The organism is Paraburkholderia yinzeri, from assembly GCF_046581065.1.
Classification (GTDB): Bacteria; Pseudomonadota; Gammaproteobacteria; order Burkholderiales; family Burkholderiaceae; genus Paraburkholderia.
Genome location: NZ_JBFOCJ010000002.1, coordinates 480,651 through 505,440 on the forward strand (window position 1 = coordinate 480,651; position 24,790 = coordinate 505,440).

Genomic DNA, 24,790 nt, shown 5'->3' on the forward strand with positions numbered 1-24,790 from the left:
TTCGCTCTCCTGTTGAGAAGGACAAGGTTCAGACAGCTTCGACGACAACCGGAATCTCTTCCAGCACGGCATATGCCGCGCCCCTGGGTTCGACCGCACGCTCGGCCGGCGTGGCCGGACGGATCTGGCCGCGCTCCTCGACGAAGCGCACGTGCTGATCGCCCGCCTCGCTATTGACGAAGTGACGAAAGCGCCGCCGCGTATCCGGGTCGGTCACGGCCTTTTTCCATTCGCACTCGTAGGTCTCGACCACGTGCTGCATCTCGCTTTCGAGCTCGGCTGCAAGGCCGAGCCTGTTGTGCACCACCACGTCGATCAGATACTCGAGACCGCCCTCGAGGTTGTCGCGCCATACGCTCGTGCGCTGCAGGCGGTCGGCCGTGCGCACGTAGAACATCAGGAAGCGGTCGACGTAGCGGATCAGCGTGGCCTTGTCGAGGTCCGAGGCGAGCAGTTCCGCGTGACGCGGTTTCATGCCGCCGTTGCCGCAGACATAGAGATTCCAGCCCTTCTCCGTCGCGATCACGCCGATATCCTTGCCCTGCGCCTCGGCGCACTCGCGCGTGCAGCCCGAGACGCCGAACTTGATCTTGTGCGGCGCGCGCAAGCCCTTGTAGCGGTTCTCGATCTCGATGGCGAGGCCCACCGAATCGCCCACGCCGTAGCGGCACCACGTGGAGCCCACGCACGACTTCACGGTGCGCACCGCCTTGCCGTAGGCATGTCCCGATTCGAAGCCCGCCGCGATCAACGCTTCCCAGATCGCGGGCAACTGCTCGACGCGCGCCCCGAACAGATCCACGCGCTGGCCGCCCGTGATCTTCGTATACAGCCCGTACTGCTTCGCGACCTGCCCCACCGCGATCAACCCCTCCGGCGTCACCTCGCCGCCAGCCATGCGCGGCACGACCGAATAGGTGCCGTCGCGCTGGATGTTGGCGAGGTAGTAATCGTTGGAGTCCTGAAGACCTGCATGTTCCTTCTTGAGCACGAATTCGTTCCAGCACGACGCGAGAATGCCGGCCACGGCGGGCTTGCAAACGTCGCAGCCCAGCCCTTGCCCATGCTTCGCGAGCAGTTCGGAGAAGGTCTTGATGCCCTCCACGCGCACGATGTGATAGAGCTCCTGGCGCGAATAGCGGAAGTGCTCGCACAAATGGTTGTTGACGGCGAGCCCCTGGCGCTGCATCTCCGACTTCATGACCTGAGTCACGAGCGGCACGCAGCCGCCGCACGAAGTCCCCGCGCAGGTGGCGCTCTTCACCGCCGCGATGGTCGTCGAGCCCTCGCGCACCGCCGCGCAGATCTGCGCCTTCGAAACGTTGTTGCACGAGCAAATCTGCGCGCCGTCGGGCAGCGCCTCCACGCCGAGAGCCGGCCTGGCCTTGCCGCCGGACTCGGGAAGAATCAGGAATTCGGGGGCTTCGGGAAGCTCGATGCGGTTGAGCATCATCTGCTGCAGCGTGCCGTAGTCGCCTGCGTCGCCCACCATCACCGCGCCGAGCAGTTGCTTGCCGCATTCGGACACGACGATTTTCTTGTAGACCTGGCGGCGCTCGTCGGCATAACGGTACGCGCGGCTACCCGGCGTTTTCCCATGCGCGTCGCCCAGGCTCGCCACGTCCACGCCCATCAGCTTGAGTTTCGTGCTCATGTCGGCGCCGGCAAAGCCCGCTTCCTCGCCCGCCAGCGCCTTCGCCGCGACGCGGGCCATGTCGTAGCCCGGCGCGACGAGGCCGAAGGTCTGGCCGCGCCACGACGCACATTCGCCGATTGCGTAGATGTCCGTATCGCTCGTGCGGCACTGGTCGTCGATCGCCACGCCACCGCGCGCACCGAGGTCGAGGCCGCAGGCCCGCGCAATCTCGTCGCGCGGGCGAATGCCGGCCGAGAACACGATCATGTCCGCTTCGAGGTGCGAGCCGTCGGCGAATACCATGCGGTTCGCCGCCGTTTCGCCGTCGACGATCGCCGTAGTCTGCTTCTGCGTGTGCACGGTCACGCCCAGTTCCTCGATCTTGCCGCGCAGCACGCGGCCGCCGTCGTCGTCCACCTGCACGGCCATGAGGCGCGGTGCGAATTCGACCACATGGGTTTCGAGCCCCATGTCTCGCAGCGCCTTCGCGCATTCGAGGCCGAGCAGCCCGCCGCCCACCACCACGCCCGTACGGGCGCGCGCGCCGCGGGCCTGCATCGCTTCGAGGTCTTCGATAGTTCGGTAGACGAAACAGTCTGCGCGGTCGTTGCCCGCGATGGGCGGCACGAACGGCGACGAGCCCGTGGCGAGCACGAGCTTGTCGTAATGCAGCGTTTCGCCGTTGGAGACCGTTATGGTGCGCGCCGCACGGTCGACTGAGACCGCCTTCGCGCCGAGCACGAGCCGCACGTCGTCGCGATCGAAGAACCCGGCCTCGACGAGCGAGAGATCCTCGGCCGAAGTGCCCGAAAAGAATGCGGAGAGGTGCACGCGATCGTAAGCCGGACGCGGTTCCTCGCAAAGCACGGTCACCCGCACCTGCGGCGCGCCCTCGGCAAGCAGGCACTCGAGAAACTTGTGGCCCACCATGCCGTGGCCGACAACGACGACTTCCATGACGGAGCCGTCGACTGCAAACGTGGATTGCACCATGCTGAGCACCCTGAAAATAAAAAGGCGTCCCGCGATACCGGCTTGTGAGAAGCCAGATTCGGGGGACGCCATTGCCCTGTTTTACGGTGGCAGATCGAGCGCTGCGGTGCTGCGACGCAGAGGGATCGCCGTTGATCCCTGCCGACCTGTGTCGCGTCAGATAACGCAAACACCGTGCCATACGGTGCCCTGCGGGCTCGAAGGTACAGTTGGCGGGCATTCGCGGCCTTTGTCCGCGAGCCGCTACAAGTGCAGGCATGACGCATCGTGATACGGCGAAGCACAAGATTGGTGCTGTGCAGCACATTCGCTGTGCGATTGCGCGGCCACCCGGTTCACTCGCTTCGCGCGTGCGTGCCCTCGCGGCACGGCCGGCATGGACGCAGCGGTCAACCTGTCTGCATGCTCATGCTGGTCTGAAATTTGCATCACACGTTGCATCCGGCAACGCTGCCGGATGTCGCGCGGGAGTGCCGCAGGCGGTTCGCGCCACTCAGGAAATGTGTCTATCAAAATGTGTCTATCAACCAGGATCAACCAGGACAATGGCGTCCCCTCGCCGAACCCGGCGAGCGGACGCCATTTGTTTTTGACGGCGCGCACGGCCGTGTGTGCCGCACGCAAGAGGACAAACATGATGGCAACGGGCAAGGTCACCTTGTTGAGCGCGGGTCCAGGCGACCTCGACCTGCTCACGCTGAAAGCCGTGAAAGCGCTTGCGAGCGCCGACGTCGTGCTGCTCGACGATCTCGTGAATCCGGAGATCGCAGCGCTCGCCCCCGCCGCGCGCGTGATCCGGGTAGGCAAACGCGGCGGCTGCCGCTCCACGCCCCAAACCTTCATCGAGCGGCTCATGCAACGCTACGCGCGGCGGGGCCTGCACGTCGTGCGCGTGAAAGGCGGCGACGCGCTGCTGTTCGGGCGCGCGGGAGAGGAACTGGGCGCGTTGCAGCGGGCGGGTATCGCCGTCGAGATCGTCAGTGGCGTGTCCTCGGCTTTCGCCGCCGCCGCGAGCCTTGGCGTATCGCTCACGCACCGCGACCACTGCCAGGGGGTGATCTTCGTGACGGCGCATCTACGCGACCACAGCGAACCCGACTGGGTCGCGCTCGCGGCAACCGGCATGACGCTCGCGATCTATATGGGCATGAGCCGCATCGAAAACCTCTGCGCCACGCTTGCGCAGTCGCTGCCGCGCAGCACGCCCGCGGCCGTCGTGCAATGGGCCGGCACGGCCAGCGAGCGGCGCGTGACCGGCACGCTCGCCACCGTCGCGCACGACGCACAAGCGGCCGGGCTGGGCAGCCCCGCCATTATTCTCGTAGGCGATGCGATTGGCGAGGCCATGTCGTTCAAGCGCTTCGAAGCGTTCGAGTCTGCGAGGGATGCTCTCCCTCCTCTGTTGCGACGGGCCTGAATGGCGTCTACGGCATTCCGACGAGCCGCGCCGCCGAAGCCAGATAGCACTCCGACACATTGCGGCGATCTTCGCAAAGACACGTATAGGTCATCTTGACGACATGATCGTCATCTGAAAGCACCGCCAGCCGGCACGCTTCGTTCCAGTCGCCTTCTATGGCCGGCACATCGGGCTCGACGTCCAGGGGCTTGCGCACCGTTGCGTAAGCGGCGCACAGCGCAAACCATAGATCGGGCAGCAATTGCTCGGCCAGCGAGTCGGGCAACCGGGCAAACAGAATGCGGGCGGCGTGCGTGCCCGTGACAGTATGGAGTACTGTGAAATCTGCCGTCCGCCAGTACACGGAGATAGCCGCTCGTGCCATGTCGTCGAGCAACGATGAGGTCGCCGGAGGCGAGAGAACTGCCTGCTGGAACCGGGCATCGCCGGCCACGGCGCGAAGACGCGCCGTTATCGAGTTGCCGTTCACCGGGTCATCGGCCATGGCTCGCGCAACCTCGTAAAACGCGGCGTCGACGCTTTCGGCACGGCGGCTGCCATCGACAGGAATGGCAATCGGCAAATGCGACGAGACCAGCGCAGCCAGGCCCGCAGCCATCTCGCCGGCATGCGCGGCCTCGATGCCGTAAGCCAGCCGGACGAGCGCATGGAACGCGCCCGTTGCGGGTGCGAACGGCACTGCGCTCAGAACCTGGGTGATCACCGGAATGGGGCCGTCGTCCGCCATCCAGTCCAGAAAGCAAAGGCGCAGCGCTCCGAATGCAGCAGGATTGGCGAGTTGGCGCGACCAGTCGCGACGACTGATCGTCACGTCGACGCGTGGCGCGGGCAGCGCGTACTTGCGCTCCCACATCGCGAAGAACTCCCGTAACCGCGACGGAGAAGCTCCCATTCGGGACAACGCAACGAGCGCCATCGGGCAATGGTTGGTCGTCCCCCTGGCTGCCAGATCGAAGCCAGCGTTCGCGTCCAGCAGTTCGTTCAGGGTGGCGTCCATGCGGTCCACTTGCATGATTAAGTCTCCGGGACAGAAAGCGAAGCTGCATTGTGATAGTTCAAGTAAACTTGAAGTCAAGCCCATTCATCCAGAAACGTCATGAAAGACATTTCGATCTCCATCGGCGAGCTCGCCAGACGCTCTGGCGTAGCAACGAGCGCGATCCGCTTCTACGAGGAACAAGGACTGGTCAGCAGTTGCCGGACGGAGGGTGGTCAGCGTCAGTACCGGCGTGAGGCGCTGCGGCGAATCGGTTTCATTCGCGCAGCCCAGGCCGTGGGTTTGAACCTGGCGGAGATTCGTTCGGCACTGGCGACGTTGCCCGGGCAGCGCACGCCGACCAAACAGGACTGGCAACGTCTGTCCCGCACCTGGCAGCCCATGCTGCAGGAGCGAATCGATGCGCTGATCGCGTTGCGCGATCGGCTTGCTTCGTGCGTGGGATGCGGCTGCCTCTCGCTGAAGAGTTGCTCGCTTTATAATCCGGGGGATATCGCGCGAAGTCGAGGAAGCGGCGCCCGATATCTCATGGGCGATAGCTCGCGTGATTTGCTAAACGCGGCTGATCCGGGTGAACCGGAGCGGTGACGCGCCGCCGAAGCCCCTTCTCGCTCGAACCACCTGGTATGCGATTATCGTTATCCCGTCTCCCTACCCAATGCCCATGCCAATCCGGAACACCTTGTCCCGCTACTTGCTGGCGACCTTTCTTGCCTCGCACGGCCTGGCTTGCTTCGCAGCCGCAACGTCCAGCCAGGAAGCGAAGCCTTCGAGTCCGCCGCGCCAGCAGGCCGACGAACACGTTGCGACCTACGGCAACGTACGCTACCAATACACGATCGATTATCCTGCCGACCTGCTGGCCGCCGGCCGTGAAGCGGACGACAGCGACGGCGTCGTCTTTTCGGCGAAATCGGGCACCGCGCAAGTCACCGTCTGGGGCAGGTTCAACGCGAACGACGATACGCCTGCTCAAATCCTGCGCAGCGAAGAACAGGGCCCCTGCGCGGGCGTGCGGGCGAGCTATGAAGTGAGCAAGCGGCATCTCGTGGCCTTTTCGTGCCAGACGCCGACTAACGAAGTCGTCTACGAGAAGATGATCATTCACGGCGATACGCTGGTTGCCGTGCAATTTGTCTATCCTGTCGCGGAGCAGGCAACGTGGTCGCCGGTGATCAAGCAAATGTCGGGGTCGCTGCGTATCGAGTGATTGAAGGCGTTTGTGCGGTGGCAGTGTTGCCCGCGGCCGTAGCTCGGTGGCGCACCGAAACGCCCTCGTGAGCGACCGCTTCAAGACCGGCGTCGCCGCTACCCGCCCGTCTGCGAAGGCACATCGCCCAGCCATTGCATGAATTCGCCCACGTGCTGCGCCCAGAGGTCGGGGCGCGTCATGGTGAAATGGCCCGGCGACGACGGCGTGCCCTGCTGCACCACGTCCCGGCCGTGCTGCAGCGTCGGCACGAGTCGCTCGAGGACATGCAGCGTGTCTCCGCAGTACCCGGAAGCCATCGATCCAGCCGCGCGGCGTTTGCGTATAGTCCGCGTTCTTCCAGTTGGCACTATCGAAGAAGCCGTTTTCCGTCCCGGAATCCGTGACTACCAGGAATATCGATAGCCGGCCTGACCGAAAACGGTGCGCGCGTACTCGCCCCCAATGTTGCGCGCGTACTTGATATTGACGTACAGCTCGGACGACTTGCCCATGCTCGTCGTCACACCCGCGCCCACGTCGTACCAGGTCCTGGCCGGATCGGCCTCGAACGGCGTGCCGCCCACGCTGGTCTGCCCAGGAGAGAGGAAGTCGTGCAGTACGTCGAAGGTCAGATAAGGCGTTGCCGCGCCCGTGCGTCCGTCGTTTTGCAGATTCGCCCGAAACAGCCGGAAGCCCACGCGTCCGCGCAAGCCATTCGTACTGGTGCTGGAAATCGGCGAAACCCCATCGTCTGCCGCATTCATATGCAGGTACTGATAGAGCAACTGCACCTGCGGTTCAATCGCGATGCCCGTCGAACCAGGAAGCAGGAAGGGCTTGCCCACCTCGCCCGAGGCCCCTGCGCTGAAACCGTTCTGGGTTGCCTCGTCGCCGTAGATGTCGCCGTATTTGTTGTAGTAATGCGTAAGTTGGCCTACACCGTCGAAATAGGTGCCGTCAGGCAGATATTTCGTCCAGTAGCCGCCAATGGATTGCGCTTGCGTCTCCACCGAGCCCGTTGCGTCGGACAACTGTGAATCAAGGCTGCGCAGGCTGTCGTCGAAAGTCGCCGACATCGAGCCGAAAGTCACCATCGCGCCCGCATGCGTGCTGCCCCCATTGGCGCCGCGCGCGAGCGTCCAGTCCTTGCCGAACTGCCCGAAGAACGTCTGTTCGCTGGCCGAGAACCCGTTGTTTGAATCGACGTCGAAATTCTCCCCGCTCACACGGCCCCAGACCCCATCATTGTTGTCGGCGCCGGTCTTATTGGCTTGTCCCGCTTCGACGCTTGCGATGTCGCCCACGCGCTCGTTCAACGTCCCCATGATCGTAAAACCGTAGTCGGCATCGAGCAGCGGAGTCAGCGAATAGCCGGCAGCGCCTGGACGATATGCAACGTTCCCGGAAGGCGTGACAGCGCCACTTGCCCCCGACGACGATTCGAACATCGAGCGCAAATACCAGTCGTTAGCGCTCGCAGTACCGCCCTGATACAGCAGATACTGATAGGCACCGCTCTGTATCACATTGCCCATGCGGAAACTGTTCGCCGCCGACGTTCCGTCCACCTGCACAAGCTCGATGCCATCGCCCACCGTCTGCACGCCCGTGCCTGTCGCGTGTACCTGAATGGTCGTGCTGCCACTCGTATTGCCTGTAACGACGAGCTGGTCCGTCTTCGTGGCCGCACCGCCCTGGTTAAGCAGCGTGTTCAGTACCAACTGCCCGTTGGCGCCCGAGTAGTTACCGCCGACCGTCAGCACGTTGCCGATCTGCCCGGACGCAGCCGCCACGTTCACCACACCCTGATTCACCAGATTGCCGCCGATCATGAACGAGCCATTCGCATCGGCCGCAAACGAAGGCAATGCATTGGCGACGGCGATCGTGCCCGCATTGGTCACCGCACCCGCTACCGTGCCATAACCACCGAGCGTTGCGCCGTCTGCCACGGTCGTTGCGCCCGCACCGAGAGCCGCGTTCGCATGCGCGGCATCGCCGACGGCAAGCGTGCCGTCTGAAATGGTCGTGCCTCCGCTGTAGGTGTTCACCGCATTCAGGACCGTGACGCCCGGACCTGTTTGCGTCACGTTGCCCGTGCCGGAAATTGTGCCGCCGAAAGTGAAGCTATCCGAACGATCGAAGGCCAGCGTCCCGTTGTCGGCGACATTGCCGAGAATGCTGCCCGAGGTTCCGCCATTGCCGAACTGCAACGTCCCTGCCGAGATCGTCGTGCCACCGGTGTAGGTATTGTTGGCCGTCAGGATGGTCGTGCCGGTACCGATCTGGTCGACCGCGCCAGTGCCGGAGACCGTGCCGCCGAAAGTGAAGCTGTCCGAACGATCGAAGGCCAGCGTGCCGTTGTCGGCGACATTGCCGAGAATGCTGCCCGAGGTTCCCCCATTGCCGAGCTGCAATGTCCCTGCCGAGATCGTCGTGCCGCCGGTGTAGGTATTGTTGGCCGTCAGGATGGTCGTGCCGGTACCGATCTGGTCGACCGCGCCGGTGCCGGAGACCGTGCCGCCGAAAGCGACGCTGTCCGAACGATCGAAGGCCAGCGTACCGTTGTCGGCGATATTGCCGAGAATGCTGCCCGAGGTTCCGCCGTTGCCGAGCTGCAGCGTGCCCGCCGCGATCGTCGTGCCGCCGGTATAGGTGTTGTCGTCCGTCAAGGTCAGCGTGCCCGCGCCTTGCTTGGTCAGGCCGCCTACGCCCGACATGACGGTCGATGCCGTCACATTGAAACCATTGGAATCCAGGATCATGCCCCCGGCACCGATGATGAAATTGTCGGGCGCAAAACCATAGATCAATGCCGAGTCGGGCATGCTGTCGGCGGTCGCCCGCAGGGTGCCGTTATCAAATGTCGCCGTCGCGTCGCCAACGCCCGGCAGCAGTGCCGCTGTTTCGAGGACCCCGTTGGTGTCGACGGTCAGCGTGCCGTTAGTGCCGCTGTCGGCACCGACAAGTACCCCCTCCGACGCCGCAACAAGGCCGCCGTTGCTGATGGTCAGCGTTCCCTGCCCTGGCGTACCCCCGAAGGTGGTTTGCCCGATATAGAGAACGCCGGAGTCCGCGAAGCTGGAACCTGCCCCCGTCACCAGCATCGACGCGGCGCCGTTTACACCGATGCCGGCGTTGACAGCCTGGATCGTGGCGCCGTTGGAAACCGTCACACCGACACTGTTCGTCGCCCCACCCGCCGAGAAGTTGCCGGCGTTCCAGACGGTACCCGCTCCGTCCACCAGCACAGCGATGTTGGATGCCACGGTAAATCCCGGGCCTTCCCCAATCGAGGCGGTGCTGGTCGTGAGCCGGGCGCCGTCTGTCAACGCGATCGAGGCATCCCCGCCCCGGCCGACGGCAAGGTAGTCTGTTGTCAAACTCGAGCCGCTTCCCGTGACCGTCAGGGCGCCCGAGTTGAGGCTCAGGAAGCCAACCTCGACGGTGTCCGGGATCACGAGCTGAGCGCCGTTGGAAACGGTCAACCCGCCGCTGCCCGCCCCGTTGACATCGAAGGCGCCGCCAAAGGTACCTGCGTTCCAGACCGTACCCGCCCCGCTCAATGTCAGGGTAGAGGCGCCCGTGTTCAGGTTCAACCCGTTACCGGAGCCGCTGCCTACAGCCGTTCCGGTGGGCACCACGGTCCCGCTGGGGGTTGTGACATTTCCTGACAGGGTAAGGTCTGGAAGGTAGTCATTATTGGTGTTTGCGTCTGTAATCGCACGGGTCAGATCGGATGCCGTGCCCACGGAGTACGACGCCTGCGCGTTCGCCGGACGCACGCCGGCGGCCGCGCAGAAAAGCGCGGCAATCGCCGTCGACAGCATCAGGGAGCGGCGGGAACGCACGCCCGTGCCTGGGCATTTAGCGGCGGCACGTTCTTCCTTGTTTCCCGGTATGACACGTGAATTGCGTACAGAAACCGTATTTATGGTTTTCGCTGATTTATTGAAATTTTGTTTCATGACGTCCCCGATCGCCGTTATAGGCAGCACAGCATTTTCTAATGCGCATCACTCCCTATTTATTGTGCAAACAGGCGTGATAGGTATTTCACCCTTTCCAGACGATTTCCCCGTCTTCACTATTTTGTCGCGCAGGGCATTGAAGCGCACGTCGACGTCAAGCTCATCGATCTGTGCAGCGTTATCCCCGATACCGGGATTTCGCTTGTATGTGGAGCCCCGTTTCGCACCACCTGCCAGCGGCGGTTAGTCTTTCATTTATCTGTTATACGGATCAACCATGGCTTTGATTTTCCGTGCCAGAAGCGTAGTCGCCGGGCTAGCAAAAAGCAATCTTGATAAGCACACGCAAGACCCGCCCGTTTCGCACAATCGGTGCGACGATCAACAATGCCGGAGATTTGCAAAGGCTGTTAATTCTTGTTAAATACTGGCATTTGAAGCAGGGCTATCTCACGAAACGGTAGATTGCGTTGACGTTTCTGGTCACCAGGTTCTATACACCTGTCTGACGAAGGGCGCGGGTGCCGCATGGCATCTCAAGCCACTGCACCGTATGACAATTTGAACGGCCGGTGTGCTTCTCAAACCGGCCTGTCGATTCGATGGAATCGACAGGCCGCTCGGGGTCGGCTCATGCCTTTCGCATGAAAGGCGCGACCGAGGCAATCGCCGCACCAGGTTGTCGGGCGCTAGCCGGCCAGAAGGACAAGCTCAAGCTGTCAAGGCACGATTCGTTGAACAGCCGAAAGCGGCGGGCGCCCGCCGTTTTGCCGGAGGTCTCGTGCTGCATGGCACTTCCCGCCCGACTGGCGCTATTGCAAGGTCACAGCACCATCACCATCTCGTGCCAGGACATGCCTCCATGGTCGGAACTGGACGGCCTGACGTAGCGATAGCCCATACGTTCATACAGTGCTACGTGACGGTCCTTGCACATCAAATGGATGGTTTTCTTGCCCATCTGGGACATTTGAGCGACGAAAGTTCGCATCATCAGCGACGCGTACCCTTTTCCCTGATGTGATGGATCGATCACGACAGACATGATCACGACGTTGTCCGCAGACGGATCATGTCCGACAAGCTCCTTGAACGCCTCGTCGGACATGACGACTTCGTGCGCGCATCCGCTGTTGATGAATCCGATCAAGTTGCCGTGCAGTTCCATAACCAGAAAACCTTCCGGATATTCGGCAATGCGGGTTGCGATCCTGGCGCGCGTGGCTGCTTCGTCGCCCTCGTAAGCCGAAGTCTCGATTTCGAAGACGCGGTCAACGTCCATGGGCCGCGCCAGGCGGAAATTTGGAACTGTCATGAGTGAGATAGACCGGAACCGCCGGCCTGGAACATTTGAAGTGACAGGATGATAGAACACGCGCAAACTGCAAACACTGCATTTTATTCAGGAAGTACTGCACGTTATGCATTATTTGCTTCGACGGATAGACCTCAATCTGTTGTTGGTCTTCGACGCCTTGTTTCGGCATCGAGGAGTCGTCTCGGCTGCCGAAGAGCTTTCACTAAGCGCGTCTGCCTGCAGCCATGCGCTTGCACGTTTGCGCATTGCTCTGGAAGACGAGCTTTTCGTCCGGCACGGCAACGGAATGTTGCCAACCGCAAAGGCTGAGCAGATGGCTGTGGGAGTGCGCGAGGCGCTGCAGACGCTTACGGACAGCCTGGAAAACGCGAGTCCGTTCGACCCTTCGACCAGCAAGCAAGAGTTCGTGTTTGCGGCAACCGATTTCACCGCGTTCGCGGTGCTGCCGCAGCTCGTTGCAGCGCTGGAGCTGCATGCCCCGGGAACCCGCGTGCGCGTGGTTTACTCGACCCAGCGCGAGTCGCTGGAAGACCTCGCTTCGGGGCGGGTTCATTTCGCGCTGGGTTTTTCGGATGAGACGGAGCTGCAGGCTGCCGGACTCGCGTCTTTACAATGCTTCGTGGACGATTATGTCGTCGTCGTCCGTCGGGGACATCCACGAATCGGGCAGAAGCTGTCCTTGACTCGCTATCTTGCTGAACGGCATGTCGTCGTGACACCCTGGAACACCGAGGGTAGCGTCATCGATGCCGCTTTGCTGGATTCTCAACACATCCGCGATGTGGCAGTGCAACTTCCAAGCGTGATGGCTGCGCCATTCATCGTTGCCAATTCCGAGCTTCTGTTGACGCTGCCCCGACGGGCCGCGTTACAGCTTTCTCTGGCGATACCGCTCGTGATATACCCGGCGCCGTTCAACGTTCCTCGCTACGTTCTAAAAGCACTTTTTTACAAACGACACGCCAGATCGGCAGCGCATCGATGGATGCGGGAGTTGATGATCGATATTTTGGGCAAGGCGAGTACGCCTGATCCTGCTGGCAGTTGACCGCAACCAGATCGAGAGCGGACTGGGTCCCTCACTGCCTGGCGCGGCCCCTTGGGCCCAAACGAGAAAGCCAGGGTTGCAGCCGTACGGCGCGCCCACCGGACAGCACCCAACGAAAGCAACCCCGCTGCCCCCATCCGAACGCTACAAATATCGCGCTTGATCCAGATCCGATATGAGCGACGGTCCGGTCGGCCGCCAACCGAGGCGTGCCTGAGTCCACGCACTGGAAGCCGGCATGTCCATGCCGACGAACATGGCCATCCAGCCGAACTGGGCTTGCGCCTGCTCCGGAGCGATCGACACGACGGGCAGCTTGAGACCTCGCCCTAGCGATTCGGCAATATCTCGGCTGCTAACGCCCTCCTCCCCCACGGCGTGATACCGGGCCCCTCGTTCCGCTTGCTCGATCGCGAGCCGATAGAGCCGGACGACATCGGACAGATGCCCCGCCGGCCAACGGTTGCGGCCCTCGCCGACATAGGCCACGGCGCCTTTCTCACGAGCGATCGCGATCAGCGGAGAAATCAGCCCCTGCTTGAGCGGGTTATGCACTTGCGGCAACCGCATCACCGAGACGTTCACGCCCGCATCGAGCAGCGTGTTTCCCGCTATTTCCGATCCGATGCGCGGATTGGGATGACTCGTGTTGAAAACGCCCTCGCGCGCGAGCTCTCCGGGCTCGTCGTTGCCGACGCCGGTGCCCGACGTGATGAGGATGGGGCGATCCGAGCCGGCCAGCACCGAGCCGAGCGCGGCGATCGCGCGCTGGTCCTTTTCGCAGTTTTCGACGAATCGTGAAAAGTCGTGGTCGAACGCCGCGTGTATCACGGCATCCGCCTTTTCGGCACCGCGCTTCAGGCTTTCGACGTCTTCCAGCGTGCCTGGGTGAGGCTCGGCGCACGCCGCCTTGAGCGCCTGCGCGCCGGCTTCCGAACGAGTCATGCCAATGACATGGTGTCCGGCCTGAATCAGTTCAGGTACCAGGGCCGAGCCGATAAAACCGGTCGCGCCCGTCAAAAAGATTCGCATCGTCAACTCCTCCTGGTCGTGACCTCCACACTATCCGTCGATTTCTTATTCCGTTAAAGTAGTGACGTTATCATGGTAAAACGACTAACAGGAATCTCGTGCCGGTCACCCCGCCTACGTCGCTCGGCGACTTCCTGAAGAGCCGCCGCATCCGGCTCGACCCCGCGAGCTTCGGCTATTCGGGGCGTCGGCGCACGCCGGGGCTGCGCCGCGAAGAAGTGGCGCAACGTGCGAATATCAGCTCGACCTGGTACACGTGGCTCGAACAGGGGCGTGGGGGCGCGCCCTCCGCAGACGTGCTGGAACGCATTGCGAGCGCGCTGATGCTCACCAGCACCGAGCGCGAACATCTTTTCATGCTCGGATTGGGCCGGCCGCCGGAAGTCCGATACCGGGCCGTCAACGACGTCAGTCCGCGGCTGCAGCGCTTTCTCGATTCCCTGCAATCGAGTCCCGCCATCATCAAGAATCCGGTTTGGGACGTTGTCGCGTGGAATCGCGCCGCCGCCGTCGTACTGACCGATTACGGCGCGCTGCCGCCCGATGGGCGCAATATCTTGCGCTTTCTGTTCGGCAATCCGCTGGTGCGTGCGAAGCAGCATGACTGGGAGAGCGTCGCGCGTTTTGTCGTGGGGGCGTTCAGAGCCGACGTGGCGCGAGCGGGCCTCGTTTCGGAGGCCGGCGAACTCGTCGACGAGTTGTGCAGCACGAGCCCCGAATTCGAAGCGTTATGGCGTGAGAACGACTTGCATAACCACGCCGATGGCGGCGTGAAACGTCTGTCGCATCCGGAACTCGGACCGATCGAGCTCGAATACTCGGCATTCTCTGTCGATGGCCGCCCGGATCTAGGCATGATCGTTTATACGCCGCTCGACGACGACACGGCCGAACGTATCAAGGCGCTCGCGTCGTGCCGACCGAACCGCTCAGCCAAAAAATCGATAAACGCGCGCGCACGCGACGATTGATTCCGCTTGTTCGGGTAGTAGACGAACAGGTCTGCAAGCGGTTGAACGAACTCCGGCAACACCACGCGCAGGCGTCCGCTCTCCAGATATTTTGCGAGATCCCACTCCGAGCGCAACAGGATGCCGTGCCCCTCGACCGCCCAGCCGAGCACGATGTCGCCGTCGTTGCTCGACAGCATGCCGTGCACCTTCACCGAATGCGCCTCGCCATGGCGCTCCAGGCGCCAGACACCGTAAGCGTTATCGTTCTGCCGATGGACGATGCACTGATGGTTGGCGAGATCGGCAAGCGTGGCAGGCGTGCCGTGCCGCTCCAGATAACGCGGCGAGGCACACAGCAAGCGGCGGTTCGCCATGATGCGCCGCGCGTTGAGCCGCTTGTCGGGCAATTCGCCAAAACGGATCGCCAGATCCACCCCGCTTTCGACGAGGTCGACGGGCCGGTCAGTCACATCGAGCTGCACCTCGACATGCGGATGGCGCCTCGCAAACTCGGAGACGAGCGGCGCGATCGTCGTGCGTCCGAAGCCGAGTGTCGCATTGACGCGCAGCAGGCCGCGCGGCACCGACCGGCTCGACGACACCACGTCCTCCATTTCCTTCACTTCGGCCAGAATCCGGGTCGCGTAGTGAAGAAAAGTCTCGCCTTCGGCGGTCAGGCTCACGCTGCGAGTGGTCCGGTTGACGAGCCGCACGCCGAGCTTCGCCTCCAGCTGCGCGAGCCGCTTGGTCGCCGCCGGCGGTGTGATATCCATGTCGCGCGCGACGCTCGAAAGATTCCCGTAACGCCCGAGCAGGACGAAAAACTCAAGATGGGAAGTCAGGTCACTTTTCACCGCAGGTTAATAAAGATATGAAAACAAGTGAATCATAGTACCGATCCCGACGCCTAACCTAACGTCTCCCGCACCCCGCTGCCTCGAATGCCGGCCGTGCCCCCAGGAGACATCCGTGAGAATCGTTGAAATCCGCGAAAAGACCGTTCCGATCCGTTCCTCGATCCGCAACGCCTATATCGACTTCAGCAAGATGACGCTCAGCCTCGTCGCCGTGATCACCGACGTGATCCGCGACGGCAAGCCCGTCGTCGGTTATGGCTTCAACTCGAACGGTCGCTATGGCCAGGGAACGCTGATGCGCGAGCGCTTCATTCCCCGCGTCCTCGAAGCCGCCCCGGCCTCGCTCGTCGACGAGACGGGCGACAACCTCGACCCGCACAAGATCTGGGCCGCGCTGTTCACCAACGAAAAACCGGGCGGCCACGGCGAGCGCTCGGTGGCGATCGGCACGATCGACATGGCGGTATGGGATGCCGTCGCGAAGATCGAGGGCAAGCCGCTCTTCCAGCTGCTCGCGGACCGCTACGGCAACGGACAGCCGAACCGCAAGGTCTTCGTGTATGCGGCGGGCGGCTACTACTACCCCGGCCAGGACCATCACAAGCTGAAAGACGAAATGCGCAGCTATCTCGACCGGGGCTACACGGTCGTGAAGAAGAAAATTGGCGGCGCGTCGCTCGACGAGGACCTGCGCCGCATCGATTCGATCCTGAGCGTGCTCGGCGACGGCCAGAAGCTCGCGGTCGACGCCAACGGCCGTTTCGATCTGGACACGGCAATCCGTTATGCAAAGGCGCTCTCGCAATACGACCTGTTCTGGTACGAGGAGCCGGGCGACCCGCTCGACTTCGAGTTGCAGGCCGCACTGCGCAACTACTACGACAAGCCGATGGCGACCGGCGAGAATCTGTTCTCGATGCAGGACGCGCGCAACCTCGTCCGCTACGGCGGCATGCGAGCGGACCGCGACTGGCTGCAGTTCGACTGCGCGCTGAGCTATGGTCTCGTCGACTATCTGCGCACGCTCGACATGCTGCATCAGCACGGCTGGTCGGCGGCCCGCTGCATCCCGCACGGCGGCCATCAGATGTCGCTCAACATCGCGGCAGGCCTCGGGCTCGGCGGCAACGAGTCGTACCCCGATCTGTTCCAGCCCTACGGCGGCTTCCCCGACGGCGTGAAGGTGGACAAGGGCTACATCACCATGCCCGATCTGCCCGGTATCGGCTTTGAAGGCAAGGCCGACCTGTTCGCGGAAATGCAGAAGCTCTCGGCTTGAGGCCGAGGAAAGAAGAGGAACCGCGACCAGAAACACAATCGCTGCACGCACGGCGGTTGGCGGTCGCCCAGATCGACCCGGATGGCGCCATGCTCAGGAGACAGACATGCGGCCCTCGAAATTCAGGAAGTCTCTTTCGAAGCTTTACGTGCAGGTCCTGATTGGCATCGTGGCCGGCGTTCTCGTCGGCCATTTCTACCCGGATATCGGGGCCAATCTCAAGCCGCTCGGCGACCTGTTCATCAAGCTGATCCGCATGCTGCTTGCGCCGATCATCTTCGCTTCGGTCGTCGTGGGCATCGCCCGCATGAACGACCTGCACGAAGCGGGCCGCGTGGGCGTCAAGGCGGTGCTCTACTTCGAAGCGGCCTCGACCATCGCGCTCGTCGCGGGCCTCTTTGTCGTCAATCTGATCCAGCCCGGCAGCGGCATGAACATCGATCCGGCGCACATCGACAGCTCGACGATCGCCAGCTACACACACGCCGCGCATGAACACACGACGCTCGGTTTCCTGCTGAGCATCGTGCCGAACAGTATCGTCGGCGCGTTCGCGAATGGCGAAATCCTGCCGATCATCTTCTTCTCCGTCCTCTTCGCCATTGCACTGGCGAGACTCGGTCCGCGCACCGCGCCGCTCGTGGATATGCTCGACATGTTCCTGCAAGGGATGTTCGGCGTCGTCCGCATCGTCATGTACGTGGCACCGCTCGGTGCGTTCGGCGGGATGGCATTCACCATCGCGAAGTACGGCCTCGGCACGCTGGCATCGTTCGGACAACTGATGCTGTGTCTGTACCTCACGTCGGTCTTCTTTGTCGTGGTCGTGCTCGGCACCGTCATGCGGCTCTGCGGCCTGTCGCTCTGGAAATATCTTCGCTATATCAAGGATGAGATTCTCATCACGCTCGGCACGGCTTCGACGGAGGCCGTGCTGCCCCAGATGCTCATCAAGATGGAGAACCTCGGCTGCTCGCGCCCGGTCGTCGGCATGGTGTTGCCGACCGGCTACACGTTCAACGCCGACGGAACGGCGATTTACCTCACGATGGCGGCAATGTTCGTCGCGCAGGCGATGAATATCCATCTGACGTTGCTGGATCAGCTCGTCGTGCTGGGCGTGCTGCTCCTGACCTCGAAGGGATCGGCCGGCGTGGCGGGCGCGGGGTTCGTCGCACTGGCGGCGACGCTCGCCTCGATGCACAAGATACCCGTCGCGGGGCTGGTGTTGCTGCTGGGCGTGGATCGCTTCCTGAACGAAGCCCGCGCGGTAACGAACCTGATCGGCAACGGAGTCGCGACGATCGTCGTCGCACGGTGGGAAGGCGCCATGGACGTCGAACGGGCGCGCGCCGTTCTGAATCGCGATGCCGACCTCAGTATCGGGAATGCCTCTCCGGAAACGCCGGAATCCGTAGACATGTCGTTGTTGGCGGGCGCGCCTGCGCGCCGGCACCGGACGTGAAAAAAGTTTCACCCGAGTCTCATGGTCCCTTAATCGGCATGGTCTAACGTGGAAACCGCTATGGCCGGAATTGCGACCGATTCGGCGTGAACGGAGGACGAAAATGAAACGTCTCTATTCTTTGGCGGTGTCGTTTGGCCTGTTATTGCCCCTGGTGACACCGGGACAGCAAGCATTTGCGCAATCGGGCGGCGGCAACGGCTCGACGGCGGCAACGAGCCCCAGCGCCATTCCCGACAAAACGCTGGTGCGGCACGTCCAGTGGGCGCTGTCTCGTACCAATGGCCTCGATCCGACGCATATTTACGTCAATGCGCAAGGCGGCAGGGTCACGTTGACCGGCACGGCCATAAGCGAGCAGCAGCTTGAGCTTGCGGGTCAGACAACGCGCGGCGTAACGGGTGTCACCGCGCTTTCGAACCGGCTGACCATCCGCTCAGCGGGCCGAGAGTCCGATTAACCCCCACCCGCCGGGCGGCTCTTCACGTAATCAATGAACGCGCGCAGCTTCGGCAAGATCTGCCGGCGGCTGGGATAGCAGAGGAATACGCCCGGAAGCACCGGCGCGTACGCGTCCAGCGCGTGCACCAGCTTCCCCGCCCTCACCCCTGCGGCGACCATCGGCTCGGGTAGCTGCGCGAGACCCATGCCTTCGACCGCCGCGCCTAGCAGGGTCGGAAAGTCGCTCGCGATCAATGGACCGGATACGGCAATCTCGACGGCCTGACCGTCGCTGTTGAACGACCACGGCGCGAGTGCGCCGCTGGATCGCCGCCATCTGAGGCAGGCGTGTTGCCGCAGATCGTCCGTGTTCATGGGCCGCCCGCGCCCCGCAAAGTAGGCAGGACTACCAACGACGACGAGTCGGAACGGCGGTGTCAACGGCACCGCCACCATGTCGGCGGCGACGAGCTGCCCCAGCCGGATCGCGGCGTCGAACCCTTCCGCCGCGAGATCGATCAGATCCTTGCTGGTGGCCAGCTCCACTTCGATCTCGGGCCAGGCCTTGCAGAACGATGCGATCAGCGGCTCCAACAGCAGCGGCACCACCGCGCGCGGCACGGAAAGCCGCAGCAGTCCGGACGGACGCTGACCCAGGCCGCGCGCGGCCTCGCCGGCAGCAACGAGTTCCTCGAAAGCAGGCTTGGCGCGCGAAAGAAACCGTTCGCCGGCTTCGGTCAGGCCGACACTGCGCGTGGTGCGCGTGAAAAGCGCTGCGCCAATGCGCGTCTCGAGCACGCGCACCGTCTGGCTGACGGCCGACGGCGTCACGCCGAGCGCCGCAGCCGCCTTGCGAAAGCTGCGATGCTGGGCAACGCTCAGGAACACCTCCACACCATCGAGAGCGCCCTGCCTGACTGTGAAGTTCTGCTTCATAGCCCGTCAACATTGTGATGAATAGTCGCTCACTCCGGGTCATGGTACACCTGGCGCATGGGGATCAGCGCGCGTTCCCGCCGATCAATGCTCCCCACAACGGAGGAAGCCCGAATCATGTCGCCGAAACTTCTCTTTCAGTTGCATCTCGTCCTGGGGTATGTCGCCTGGCTGCTCTGCTTCGGCGCCTACGTCTGGCCCAAACTCAAGTCGATAACCCCGTTCGACGCGCAGCGCGCCATCGCCACGTTGCACAGCTTCCGGTTCTTCGGGCTGGTCTTTCTCCTCCCGGGCGTCGTCAGTCCGCAGCTTCCGGCCAGCTTCGCCGTGTTCGCCGCATACGGCGATCTCGCAACGGGCGTGCTGGCCATGCTGGCGCTCGTAACCGCACGGGTTCGCCAGGTCTTCTGGGCCTTCGTCGTAGCCTTCAACGTGGTGGGCACGATCGACCTCGTCGTCGATTACTACCACGCCATCCATGCCGATCTTCCCGCGCATGCCGGGCAATTTGGCACCACGTACGCGATTCCGGTTATCTACGTGCCCTTGCTGATGATCACGCACGTCGCCGCTTTCTGTCTGATGCTGCGCCCGCAGCTCAAGGCCACTCCCGGCTATTGGTCCTTCCGCAAGTCATGACGTCGAGCGGTACGTCGCCCGCTTGCGGCAACCGCGATCGTGGCCGGCTCGGGATCGCTGAACAACGCGAGCTATCAAGGCACCGGCATCAGGATCGATTTGCTCGCCGCAGACGGATCGACGGTGGTCGATAGCACGTTACGCAGCAATCTGACCGTGGTGCCCTTGAGCGGCGCGATGATCGCCGCGCCGAGCGAACTTGATCTGAAACGGCTGCCGCCCGAGGCGACCTGTTTTCCCGAATTCCAATATAGTGGGGTAAACGCGGGGCCTTGAATTTTCCAAACCCGTCGTCTCTCGCCTCGCTCCCCATCCTCGCAGAAAGGTTCATTACAATGTTCGATGCCCTCAAATCGGCTCTGTCTCCGCATCACACCTCGTCTGACCCGGCACACTCGACGCAAACCACAAACACCAGAAAGGTCGATGTCATGCTGATCGGCGGCGGCGTCATGAGCTCGACGCTCGGCGTCCTCCTGCACGAGCTCGAACCGGAGTGGTCGATGCTGATGCTGGAGCGGCTCGACGCGGTCGCGAACGAGAGCACGAACGGCTGGAACAACGCAGGCACGGGGCATTGCGCGCTCGCGGAACTGAACTACACGCCCGTGCAGCCCGATGGAACGGTTCAGATCGAGAGCGCCGTCGCGATCAATGAAGCGTTCCAGATATCGCGCCGGTTCTGGACGTCGATGGTCGAGCGCGGCGTGCTCGGCGAGCCGCGCCGCTTCATCAACGCGGCCCCGCACATGAGCTTCGTTTTCGGCGACGAGGACGTCCGCTTTCTCCGGCAGCGCTACGAAGCCCTTCAGGCCTCGCCGCTGTTCGAAGACATGCACTATTCGGAGGACCAGGCGCAGCTTCATCAATGGGTGCCGCTGATGATGGAGGGACGCAATCCGGCCGAGAAGGTCGCGGCAACGTGGTCGCAAATGGGCACGGACGTGAACTTCGGCGAAGTCACGCGCCAGTACGTGACCCATCTCCAGCGCCGTTCGGACTTCGATCTTCAGCTATCCTGCGAAGCGCGCCATCTGAAGCGCAATCCCGATGGAACCTGGCGGGTGTCGTGGCATAACCTGCGCGACGGGACCGACCACGTGGTCGACGCGAAGTTCGTGTTCGTGGGCGCCGGTGGCGCCGCATTGCCGCTGTTGCAGGCGTCGGGCATTCCCGAGGCGCGCGACTATGGCGCCTTTCCTGTCGGCGGGGCCTTTCTCGTTACCGAGGACGAGGACATTGCGCGCCGACATCTGGCCAAGGTGTACGGCCGCGCGTCGGTGGGCGCGCCGCCGATGTCCGTCCCGCACCTCGATACGCGCGTGCTCGACGGCAAACGGGTCGTGCTGTTCGGCCCGTTCGCGACGTTCTCGACGAAGTTCCTGAAGCACGGGTCGTATCTCGACCTGCTGCACAGCATCGGCCTGGACAACATCGCCCCCATGCTGCACGTCGGCTTCGACCAGTTTCCGCTCGTCGAGTATCTGGCCGAGCAACTGAGTCTGTCCGAAGAGGATCGGCTGAACGCGCTCCGCGAATATTTTCCGCGCGCGCAGGGCGAAAACTGGCGGCTGCTACAGGCAGGCCAGCGCGTCCAGGTCATCAAACGCGACGGCGCCAAGGGCGGCGTCCTGAAGATGGGCACCGAGATCGTAAGCGCCGAAGATGGCAGTATTGCGGGCCTCCTGGGCGCGTCTCCTGGTGCATCGACGGCAGCGCCGATCATGCTCGACCTGCTGCACCGGGTGTTTCGTACGCAATGCGAGTCGGGCCGGTGGCGCGACAAGATTCGCGAGCTCGTGCCGCATTACGGCAGCAAGCTTGGCGATAATGTCCGCGCACTGCGCGCCGAATGGGCGAGTACCAACGCGGTGCTGCAACTGGCTCCATCGTCCTTGCCGAGCTGAGCATCGCTACCGGTCTGCGTCTGATCCATTTGTTTGTTGGTCCAGCGGCAATGTCCCTGGGCCAGCGGCACGCTATCCGAAAACCCGGCCCCAAACCGCCCGGATGCGCCGCGCGCGATCTTCGAATAGCCAGGAGGCGATCAGCGCGAGTAGTCCGGACATGACCCCCGTTGCGATGTGCTCGACAATGGGAATGCGGTAGCGGCTCGTGTGCGAGTAGGCGTCGCCTAACGTCGTCAGGCAGCCGACGATCAGCGCATTGCCGTATCGATGCGCATAGAGTTTTCCCGCAGGCGTAAAAGTCAAAAATACGGCCAGAATTCCGGTGAACAGTCCCGTCTGGAGAGCAATCGTCCAGTGGGCCAGACTCATGACGTTGCCCCAGCTTCCTGGCATGCAGGTCATGCATGCGCTGGTCGGCTGCCAGAAACGCTGGGCAAAGAGCCTGATGCGGCGCTTCCACTCGCCTGACATGATGTATTCCCCGTCTGGATACGCTGGATTGTCGGCGAACTTGAACGATCGCGAAGGTACGGTGGAATACTACACCGCGATTGGGGCATCCCGGTGCAGGACGGCTTTGCCAGCAAGTGCATTCATGACTCGAACGCTTCACGCGCCGTTTTGCAAGGTGGGTTATTCTCGTAGGGACATGAAACGCAAACCATCCGAAGTGAATTTTTCAGCGTGGTTACCGGTTCTTAAAAATCTGGTGCGCGAGGTGGATCATGGCTAAAAATGTCGAAGAAGTTGCATTGGAGCTGACCGAGAAATTCAGCGAAAAATTCAGCGAAAGCACGCACTTCAAGACTTATTGCGAAATCGGCGCCTATCTCTCGTCTCTCGACCATTGCAAGGATGCGTTACGCATATTGGAGCATGCCCTGCTTACGCAGGCGTTGATTCGAATCCCGCTGATCGCTCATAAGATAAAGACCGAACTGGGAGAAGAATTCGAGCACCAGGCGTTATTCAAATTTTTTCTCGGGATTCGAAAGAAAAGATGGCTTGACAGCAACAAATCAGAGGGCGTAGAAAATTACAGAAAATATGAAAAAGAATTCTTCACGAAGCTGTTGAGTTCTACGTTAACAAAATGGGAAAGCCAAAATGGGTTCGCGATTATCGAAGGCGACTCGGCCGATATTTTGTTTGGCAACCCTACCCGGCTCTTTAACGAACAGTTGGCATCCGGGCGTCCGTTCAAAGACATCGGTGCGGGACCTATGCACGGGGAATACTCGCATCGAATACAGTGGTATCTCGCCGGCGTGGGTTTGAAAATCGATCAGATCGGCAGTCTCTATATGGATATAAAGAGATGGATAACGCGAGACAAGCTGGAAGGATTAGATAAAAGTACCGCCATAAAGCGCTATTTATGGGAATGCCTTCTTGATCGTGACGGGATACCGACCAATGCGGCTTCTGTAGCGTTCGGGGCAGACGATAAACTGGATTTCCGGGCGCCGAGCAATTTGAATCTCTACCTGACAAGCGAAGAAGCCGGAGAAATTTATCCTCTTCTTGGGCTTTGCGTGGCGGACCGATATCTAAAGCGGCAAGCCGAAGCCAAAGATTCCTCGCGAATCGATACGAGCTATGTTTACAAAATAGCGAGGAATAATGCCAGGGTACAAATCGTGCACAACGCCAGGCTAGGGGTTCTGGTGCACGGTGAAGCCACCGAATCCAACGCCAAGTACTACAACGTCGCCCAGTCGGGCTTGTTCATTCGACGAAAAGGCACTGTCGTCGATGTCAACTGGCAAGCGTGGCCGGCCTAGAATCAGAAGAGCCAGGACCCGCCGCCTCTCAGTGCAATCGTGCGCGGCTGCCAGTCAAAGCTGCGCTGACGGCGGCGCGACGCTCGCACGGACCCGGTAGAGCAGCGAAGGATCCTGGCCGACGATTTGCCACTCGACCCATTGACCCGCCGGCACGACCAGTCCCGGATGGCTGGCGCGCACCTGGCTAAGCTCCGGCGGCAATTTGCAGCCCTCCGGGGTTTGGGGTGTGGTATCGCTTTCGACCGTCTCCCGTGCCTCGATGGCGAGAACCGCCCCGGTCGAGTCCGCCCGCAGCGGCGAGACCGTGAGGGTGCGCTGCAGGTCGATACTGCCGGCGGGTTGATTCTTGCAGCCGACATTGTGCGTGACGACCTTGTGATGCGTGTTGGTGCTGCCCTGGCCGACGGCGGCCGATCCGTCGAATGAGTCGATCTGCTGGCCGTCGCGGATTACCTGCAGCGTCCAGTTGACGACGGGCTGCGCGGCAGGTTGCGTGTAGGGTTGAGACGCTGGTGCCGGTTGTGCGTAGGGCTGCGGTGCTGGCGCGGGTTGCGCGTAAGGCTGTGGTGCTGGCGCTGGCTGTGCGTAGGGCTGTGGCGTTGGCGCTGGCGGCACGTAAGGTTGCTCCGCCGGTTGCCGCGTTGGCTCAGGAAGAATAGGCGGTGCTAACTGCACAGTGGGCTGCGGGGCGGTCTTATAAGTGGGCTCATGAACACGCCTATGCGCAGGCTTGTGAGCCGCCTTTTCAGGCGGCTTCTCAGCGGGCTTTTCGACACGCTTTGCAGCCGGCTGTTGAGTGGGCTGCGGCGCGGACGCGGGCGGGTTCAGCGGAACGGCGTGCACCACCGGTTGCGAAGCCGAAACCGCAGGCTGCACCACCCCCTCCACCTGCGTTTGCGCCCTCGCGGGCACGAAC

General features: G+C 62.3%; 21 protein-coding genes and 1 pseudogene. 12 read left to right on the plus strand and 10 right to left on the minus strand.

Translation table 11 applies throughout. The features are described from left to right. Positions 1 to 28 precede the first annotated feature (28 nt). The gene (gene nirB, locus WJ542_RS19350) at positions 29 to 2,593 is read right to left on the minus strand and encodes a nitrite reductase large subunit NirB (protein WP_411192496.1); all 2,565 of its coding nucleotides are present in this window, start codon (positions 2,591 to 2,593) and stop codon (positions 29 to 31) included. Positions 2,594 to 3,263: 670 nt separating this feature from the next. On the opposite strand from nirB, the gene cobA reads away from it, so the two are divergent. After that, positions 3,264 to 4,046 carry a uroporphyrinogen-III C-methyltransferase gene (gene cobA / locus WJ542_RS19355; protein ID WP_411191051.1) on the plus strand — a complete coding sequence of 261 codons (783 nt, stop codon included), beginning with the start codon at positions 3,264 to 3,266 and terminating at the stop codon, positions 4,044 to 4,046. A 7-nt stretch (positions 4,047 to 4,053) separates the two neighbouring features. On the opposite strand, the gene WJ542_RS19360 is transcribed toward cobA, so the two are convergent. Then, positions 4,054 to 5,061: a questin oxidase family protein gene (locus WJ542_RS19360; RefSeq protein ID WP_411191052.1), complete on the minus strand. Its 1,008-nt coding sequence runs from the start codon at positions 5,059 to 5,061 to the stop codon at positions 4,054 to 4,056. 84 nt (positions 5,062 to 5,145) lie between these two features. On the opposite strand from WJ542_RS19360, the gene soxR reads away from it, so the two are divergent. Both soxR and WJ542_RS19370 read left to right on the plus strand, forming a co-directional pair. Continuing rightward, positions 5,146 to 5,634, plus strand: coding sequence for a redox-sensitive transcriptional activator SoxR (soxR, locus tag WJ542_RS19365; RefSeq protein ID WP_411191053.1), 489 nt, complete (start codon positions 5,146 to 5,148; stop codon positions 5,632 to 5,634). A 94-nt stretch (positions 5,635 to 5,728) separates the two neighbouring features. Beyond that, positions 5,729 to 6,256, plus strand: coding sequence for a hypothetical protein (locus tag WJ542_RS19370; protein ID WP_411191054.1), 528 nt, complete (start codon positions 5,729 to 5,731; stop codon positions 6,254 to 6,256). 98 nt (positions 6,257 to 6,354) lie between these two features. Here WJ542_RS19370 and WJ542_RS19375 read toward each other — a convergent pair whose 3' ends face one another. The 3 genes from WJ542_RS19375 to WJ542_RS19385 all read right to left on the minus strand — a co-directional run bounded on the left by WJ542_RS19375 (position 6,355) and on the right by WJ542_RS19385 (position 11,524). Next, complete coding sequence (locus WJ542_RS19375; protein ID WP_411191055.1) at positions 6,355 to 6,555, minus strand: hypothetical protein; 201 nt, start codon at positions 6,553 to 6,555, stop codon at positions 6,355 to 6,357. An 87-nt stretch (positions 6,556 to 6,642) separates the two neighbouring features. After that, entirely contained in the window at positions 6,643 to 10,206 is a 3,564-nt protein-coding gene (locus WJ542_RS19380; RefSeq protein WP_411191056.1) for an autotransporter outer membrane beta-barrel domain-containing protein, read from the minus strand. Positions 10,207 to 11,032: 826 nt separating this feature from the next. Continuing rightward, positions 11,033 to 11,524 (minus strand): GNAT family N-acetyltransferase, encoded by a 492-nt coding sequence (locus WJ542_RS19385; RefSeq protein WP_411191058.1) that lies wholly within the window; start codon positions 11,522 to 11,524, stop codon positions 11,033 to 11,035. Positions 11,525 to 11,630: 106 nt separating this feature from the next. Between WJ542_RS19385 and WJ542_RS19390 the strand changes: the two genes are divergently transcribed. After that, positions 11,631 to 12,575: a LysR substrate-binding domain-containing protein gene (locus WJ542_RS19390; protein WP_411191059.1), complete on the plus strand. Its 945-nt coding sequence runs from the start codon at positions 11,631 to 11,633 to the stop codon at positions 12,573 to 12,575. A 144-nt stretch (positions 12,576 to 12,719) separates the two neighbouring features. Here WJ542_RS19390 and WJ542_RS19395 read toward each other — a convergent pair whose 3' ends face one another. Further along, a complete protein-coding gene (locus tag WJ542_RS19395) occupies positions 12,720 to 13,607 on the minus strand; it encodes an SDR family oxidoreductase (protein WP_411191060.1) in 888 nt (295 codons plus the stop codon). A gap of 98 nt (positions 13,608 to 13,705) precedes the next feature. Between WJ542_RS19395 and WJ542_RS19400 the strand changes: the two genes are divergently transcribed. Beyond that, on the plus strand, positions 13,706 to 14,578 hold the full coding sequence (locus WJ542_RS19400; protein WP_411191061.1) for a helix-turn-helix transcriptional regulator: 873 nt from the start codon (positions 13,706 to 13,708) through the stop codon (positions 14,576 to 14,578). On the opposite strand, the gene WJ542_RS19405 is transcribed toward WJ542_RS19400, so the two are convergent. After that, the gene (locus WJ542_RS19405; RefSeq protein ID WP_411191062.1) at positions 14,470 to 15,414 is read right to left on the minus strand and encodes a LysR family transcriptional regulator; all 945 of its coding nucleotides are present in this window, start codon (positions 15,412 to 15,414) and stop codon (positions 14,470 to 14,472) included. The genes WJ542_RS19400 and WJ542_RS19405 overlap by 109 nt on opposite strands. 115 nt (positions 15,415 to 15,529) lie before the next feature. Between WJ542_RS19405 and WJ542_RS19410 the strand changes: the two genes are divergently transcribed. The 3 genes from WJ542_RS19410 to WJ542_RS19420 all read left to right on the plus strand — a co-directional run bounded on the left by WJ542_RS19410 (position 15,530) and on the right by WJ542_RS19420 (position 18,621). Further along, the gene (locus WJ542_RS19410) at positions 15,530 to 16,696 is read left to right on the plus strand and encodes a mandelate racemase/muconate lactonizing enzyme family protein (RefSeq protein WP_411191063.1); all 1,167 of its coding nucleotides are present in this window, start codon (positions 15,530 to 15,532) and stop codon (positions 16,694 to 16,696) included. Between the two features lie 106 nt (positions 16,697 to 16,802). Continuing rightward, positions 16,803 to 18,161: a C4-dicarboxylate transporter DctA gene (gene dctA, locus WJ542_RS19415; protein WP_411191064.1), complete on the plus strand. Its 1,359-nt coding sequence runs from the start codon at positions 16,803 to 16,805 to the stop codon at positions 18,159 to 18,161. A 103-nt stretch (positions 18,162 to 18,264) separates the two neighbouring features. Beyond that, positions 18,265 to 18,621 carry a BON domain-containing protein gene (locus WJ542_RS19420; RefSeq protein ID WP_411191066.1) on the plus strand — a complete coding sequence of 119 codons (357 nt, stop codon included), beginning with the start codon at positions 18,265 to 18,267 and terminating at the stop codon, positions 18,619 to 18,621. Here the strand turns inward: WJ542_RS19420 and WJ542_RS19425 are convergent. Further along, positions 18,618 to 19,538, minus strand: coding sequence for a LysR family transcriptional regulator (locus WJ542_RS19425; RefSeq protein WP_411191067.1), 921 nt, complete (start codon positions 19,536 to 19,538; stop codon positions 18,618 to 18,620). The genes WJ542_RS19420 and WJ542_RS19425 overlap by 4 nt on opposite strands. Before the next feature lie 117 nt (positions 19,539 to 19,655). Between WJ542_RS19425 and WJ542_RS19430 the strand changes: the two genes are divergently transcribed. The 3 genes from WJ542_RS19430 to mqo are packed head-to-tail and all read left to right on the plus strand — an operon-like array spanning position 19,656 to position 22,084. Continuing rightward, a complete protein-coding gene (locus tag WJ542_RS19430; RefSeq protein WP_411191068.1) occupies positions 19,656 to 20,177 on the plus strand; it encodes a hypothetical protein in 522 nt (173 codons plus the stop codon). A gap of 39 nt (positions 20,178 to 20,216) precedes the next feature. Beyond that, the gene (locus WJ542_RS19435; RefSeq protein ID WP_411191069.1) at positions 20,217 to 20,453 is read left to right on the plus strand and encodes a hypothetical protein; all 237 of its coding nucleotides are present in this window, start codon (positions 20,217 to 20,219) and stop codon (positions 20,451 to 20,453) included. 59 nt (positions 20,454 to 20,512) lie between these two features. Beyond that, positions 20,513 to 22,084: a malate dehydrogenase (quinone) gene (gene mqo / locus WJ542_RS19440; protein ID WP_411191070.1), complete on the plus strand. Its 1,572-nt coding sequence runs from the start codon at positions 20,513 to 20,515 to the stop codon at positions 22,082 to 22,084. A 72-nt stretch (positions 22,085 to 22,156) separates the two neighbouring features. Here mqo and WJ542_RS19445 read toward each other — a convergent pair whose 3' ends face one another. Then, positions 22,157 to 22,558, minus strand: coding sequence for a hypothetical protein (locus WJ542_RS19445; protein WP_411191071.1), 402 nt, complete (start codon positions 22,556 to 22,558; stop codon positions 22,157 to 22,159). 254 nt (positions 22,559 to 22,812) lie between these two features. Here WJ542_RS19445 and WJ542_RS19450 point away from each other — a divergent pair, with 254 nt between their 5' ends. Then, positions 22,813 to 23,871 carry a LirA/MavJ family T4SS effector gene (locus WJ542_RS19450; RefSeq protein WP_411191072.1) on the plus strand — a complete coding sequence of 353 codons (1,059 nt, stop codon included), beginning with the start codon at positions 22,813 to 22,815 and terminating at the stop codon, positions 23,869 to 23,871. Positions 23,872 to 23,925: 54 nt separating this feature from the next. Here the strand turns inward: WJ542_RS19450 and WJ542_RS19455 are convergent. Further along, positions 23,926 to 24,366, minus strand: a pseudogene (locus WJ542_RS19455) (hypothetical protein); the annotation flags it as partial. Positions 24,367 to 24,790 lie beyond the last annotated feature (424 nt).

What these genes read in the sequence shown, in the direction of transcription:
- nirB (WP_411192496.1), bottom strand. Translation starts at nt 2,593, where the DNA reads ATGGAAGTCGTCGTTGTCGGCCACGGCATGGTGGGCCACAAGTTTCTC.
- cobA (WP_411191051.1), top strand. Translation starts at nt 3,264, where the DNA reads ATGATGGCAACGGGCAAGGTCACCTTGTTGAGCGCGGGTCCAGGCGAC.
- WJ542_RS19360 (WP_411191052.1), bottom strand. Translation starts at nt 5,061, where the DNA reads ATGCAAGTGGACCGCATGGACGCCACCCTGAACGAACTGCTGGACGCG.
- soxR (WP_411191053.1), top strand. Translation starts at nt 5,146, where the DNA reads ATGAAAGACATTTCGATCTCCATCGGCGAGCTCGCCAGACGCTCTGGC.
- WJ542_RS19375 (WP_411191055.1), bottom strand. Translation starts at nt 6,555, where the DNA reads ATGGCTTCCGGGTACTGCGGAGACACGCTGCATGTCCTCGAGCGACTC.
- WJ542_RS19380 (WP_411191056.1), bottom strand. Translation starts at nt 10,206, where the DNA reads ATGAAACAAAATTTCAATAAATCAGCGAAAACCATAAATACGGTTTCT.
- WJ542_RS19385 (WP_411191058.1), bottom strand. Translation starts at nt 11,524, where the DNA reads ATGACAGTTCCAAATTTCCGCCTGGCGCGGCCCATGGACGTTGACCGC.
- WJ542_RS19390 (WP_411191059.1), top strand. Translation starts at nt 11,631, where the DNA reads ATGCATTATTTGCTTCGACGGATAGACCTCAATCTGTTGTTGGTCTTC.
- WJ542_RS19395 (WP_411191060.1), bottom strand. Translation starts at nt 13,607, where the DNA reads ATGCGAATCTTTTTGACGGGCGCGACCGGTTTTATCGGCTCGGCCCTG.
- dctA (WP_411191064.1), top strand. Translation starts at nt 16,803, where the DNA reads ATGCGGCCCTCGAAATTCAGGAAGTCTCTTTCGAAGCTTTACGTGCAG.
- WJ542_RS19420 (WP_411191066.1), top strand. Translation starts at nt 18,265, where the DNA reads ATGAAACGTCTCTATTCTTTGGCGGTGTCGTTTGGCCTGTTATTGCCC.
- WJ542_RS19425 (WP_411191067.1), bottom strand. Translation starts at nt 19,538, where the DNA reads ATGAAGCAGAACTTCACAGTCAGGCAGGGCGCTCTCGATGGTGTGGAG.
- WJ542_RS19430 (WP_411191068.1), top strand. Translation starts at nt 19,656, where the DNA reads ATGTCGCCGAAACTTCTCTTTCAGTTGCATCTCGTCCTGGGGTATGTC.
- mqo (WP_411191070.1), top strand. Translation starts at nt 20,513, where the DNA reads ATGTTCGATGCCCTCAAATCGGCTCTGTCTCCGCATCACACCTCGTCT.
- WJ542_RS19445 (WP_411191071.1), bottom strand. Translation starts at nt 22,558, where the DNA reads ATGTCAGGCGAGTGGAAGCGCCGCATCAGGCTCTTTGCCCAGCGTTTC.
- WJ542_RS19450 (WP_411191072.1), top strand. Translation starts at nt 22,813, where the DNA reads ATGGCTAAAAATGTCGAAGAAGTTGCATTGGAGCTGACCGAGAAATTC.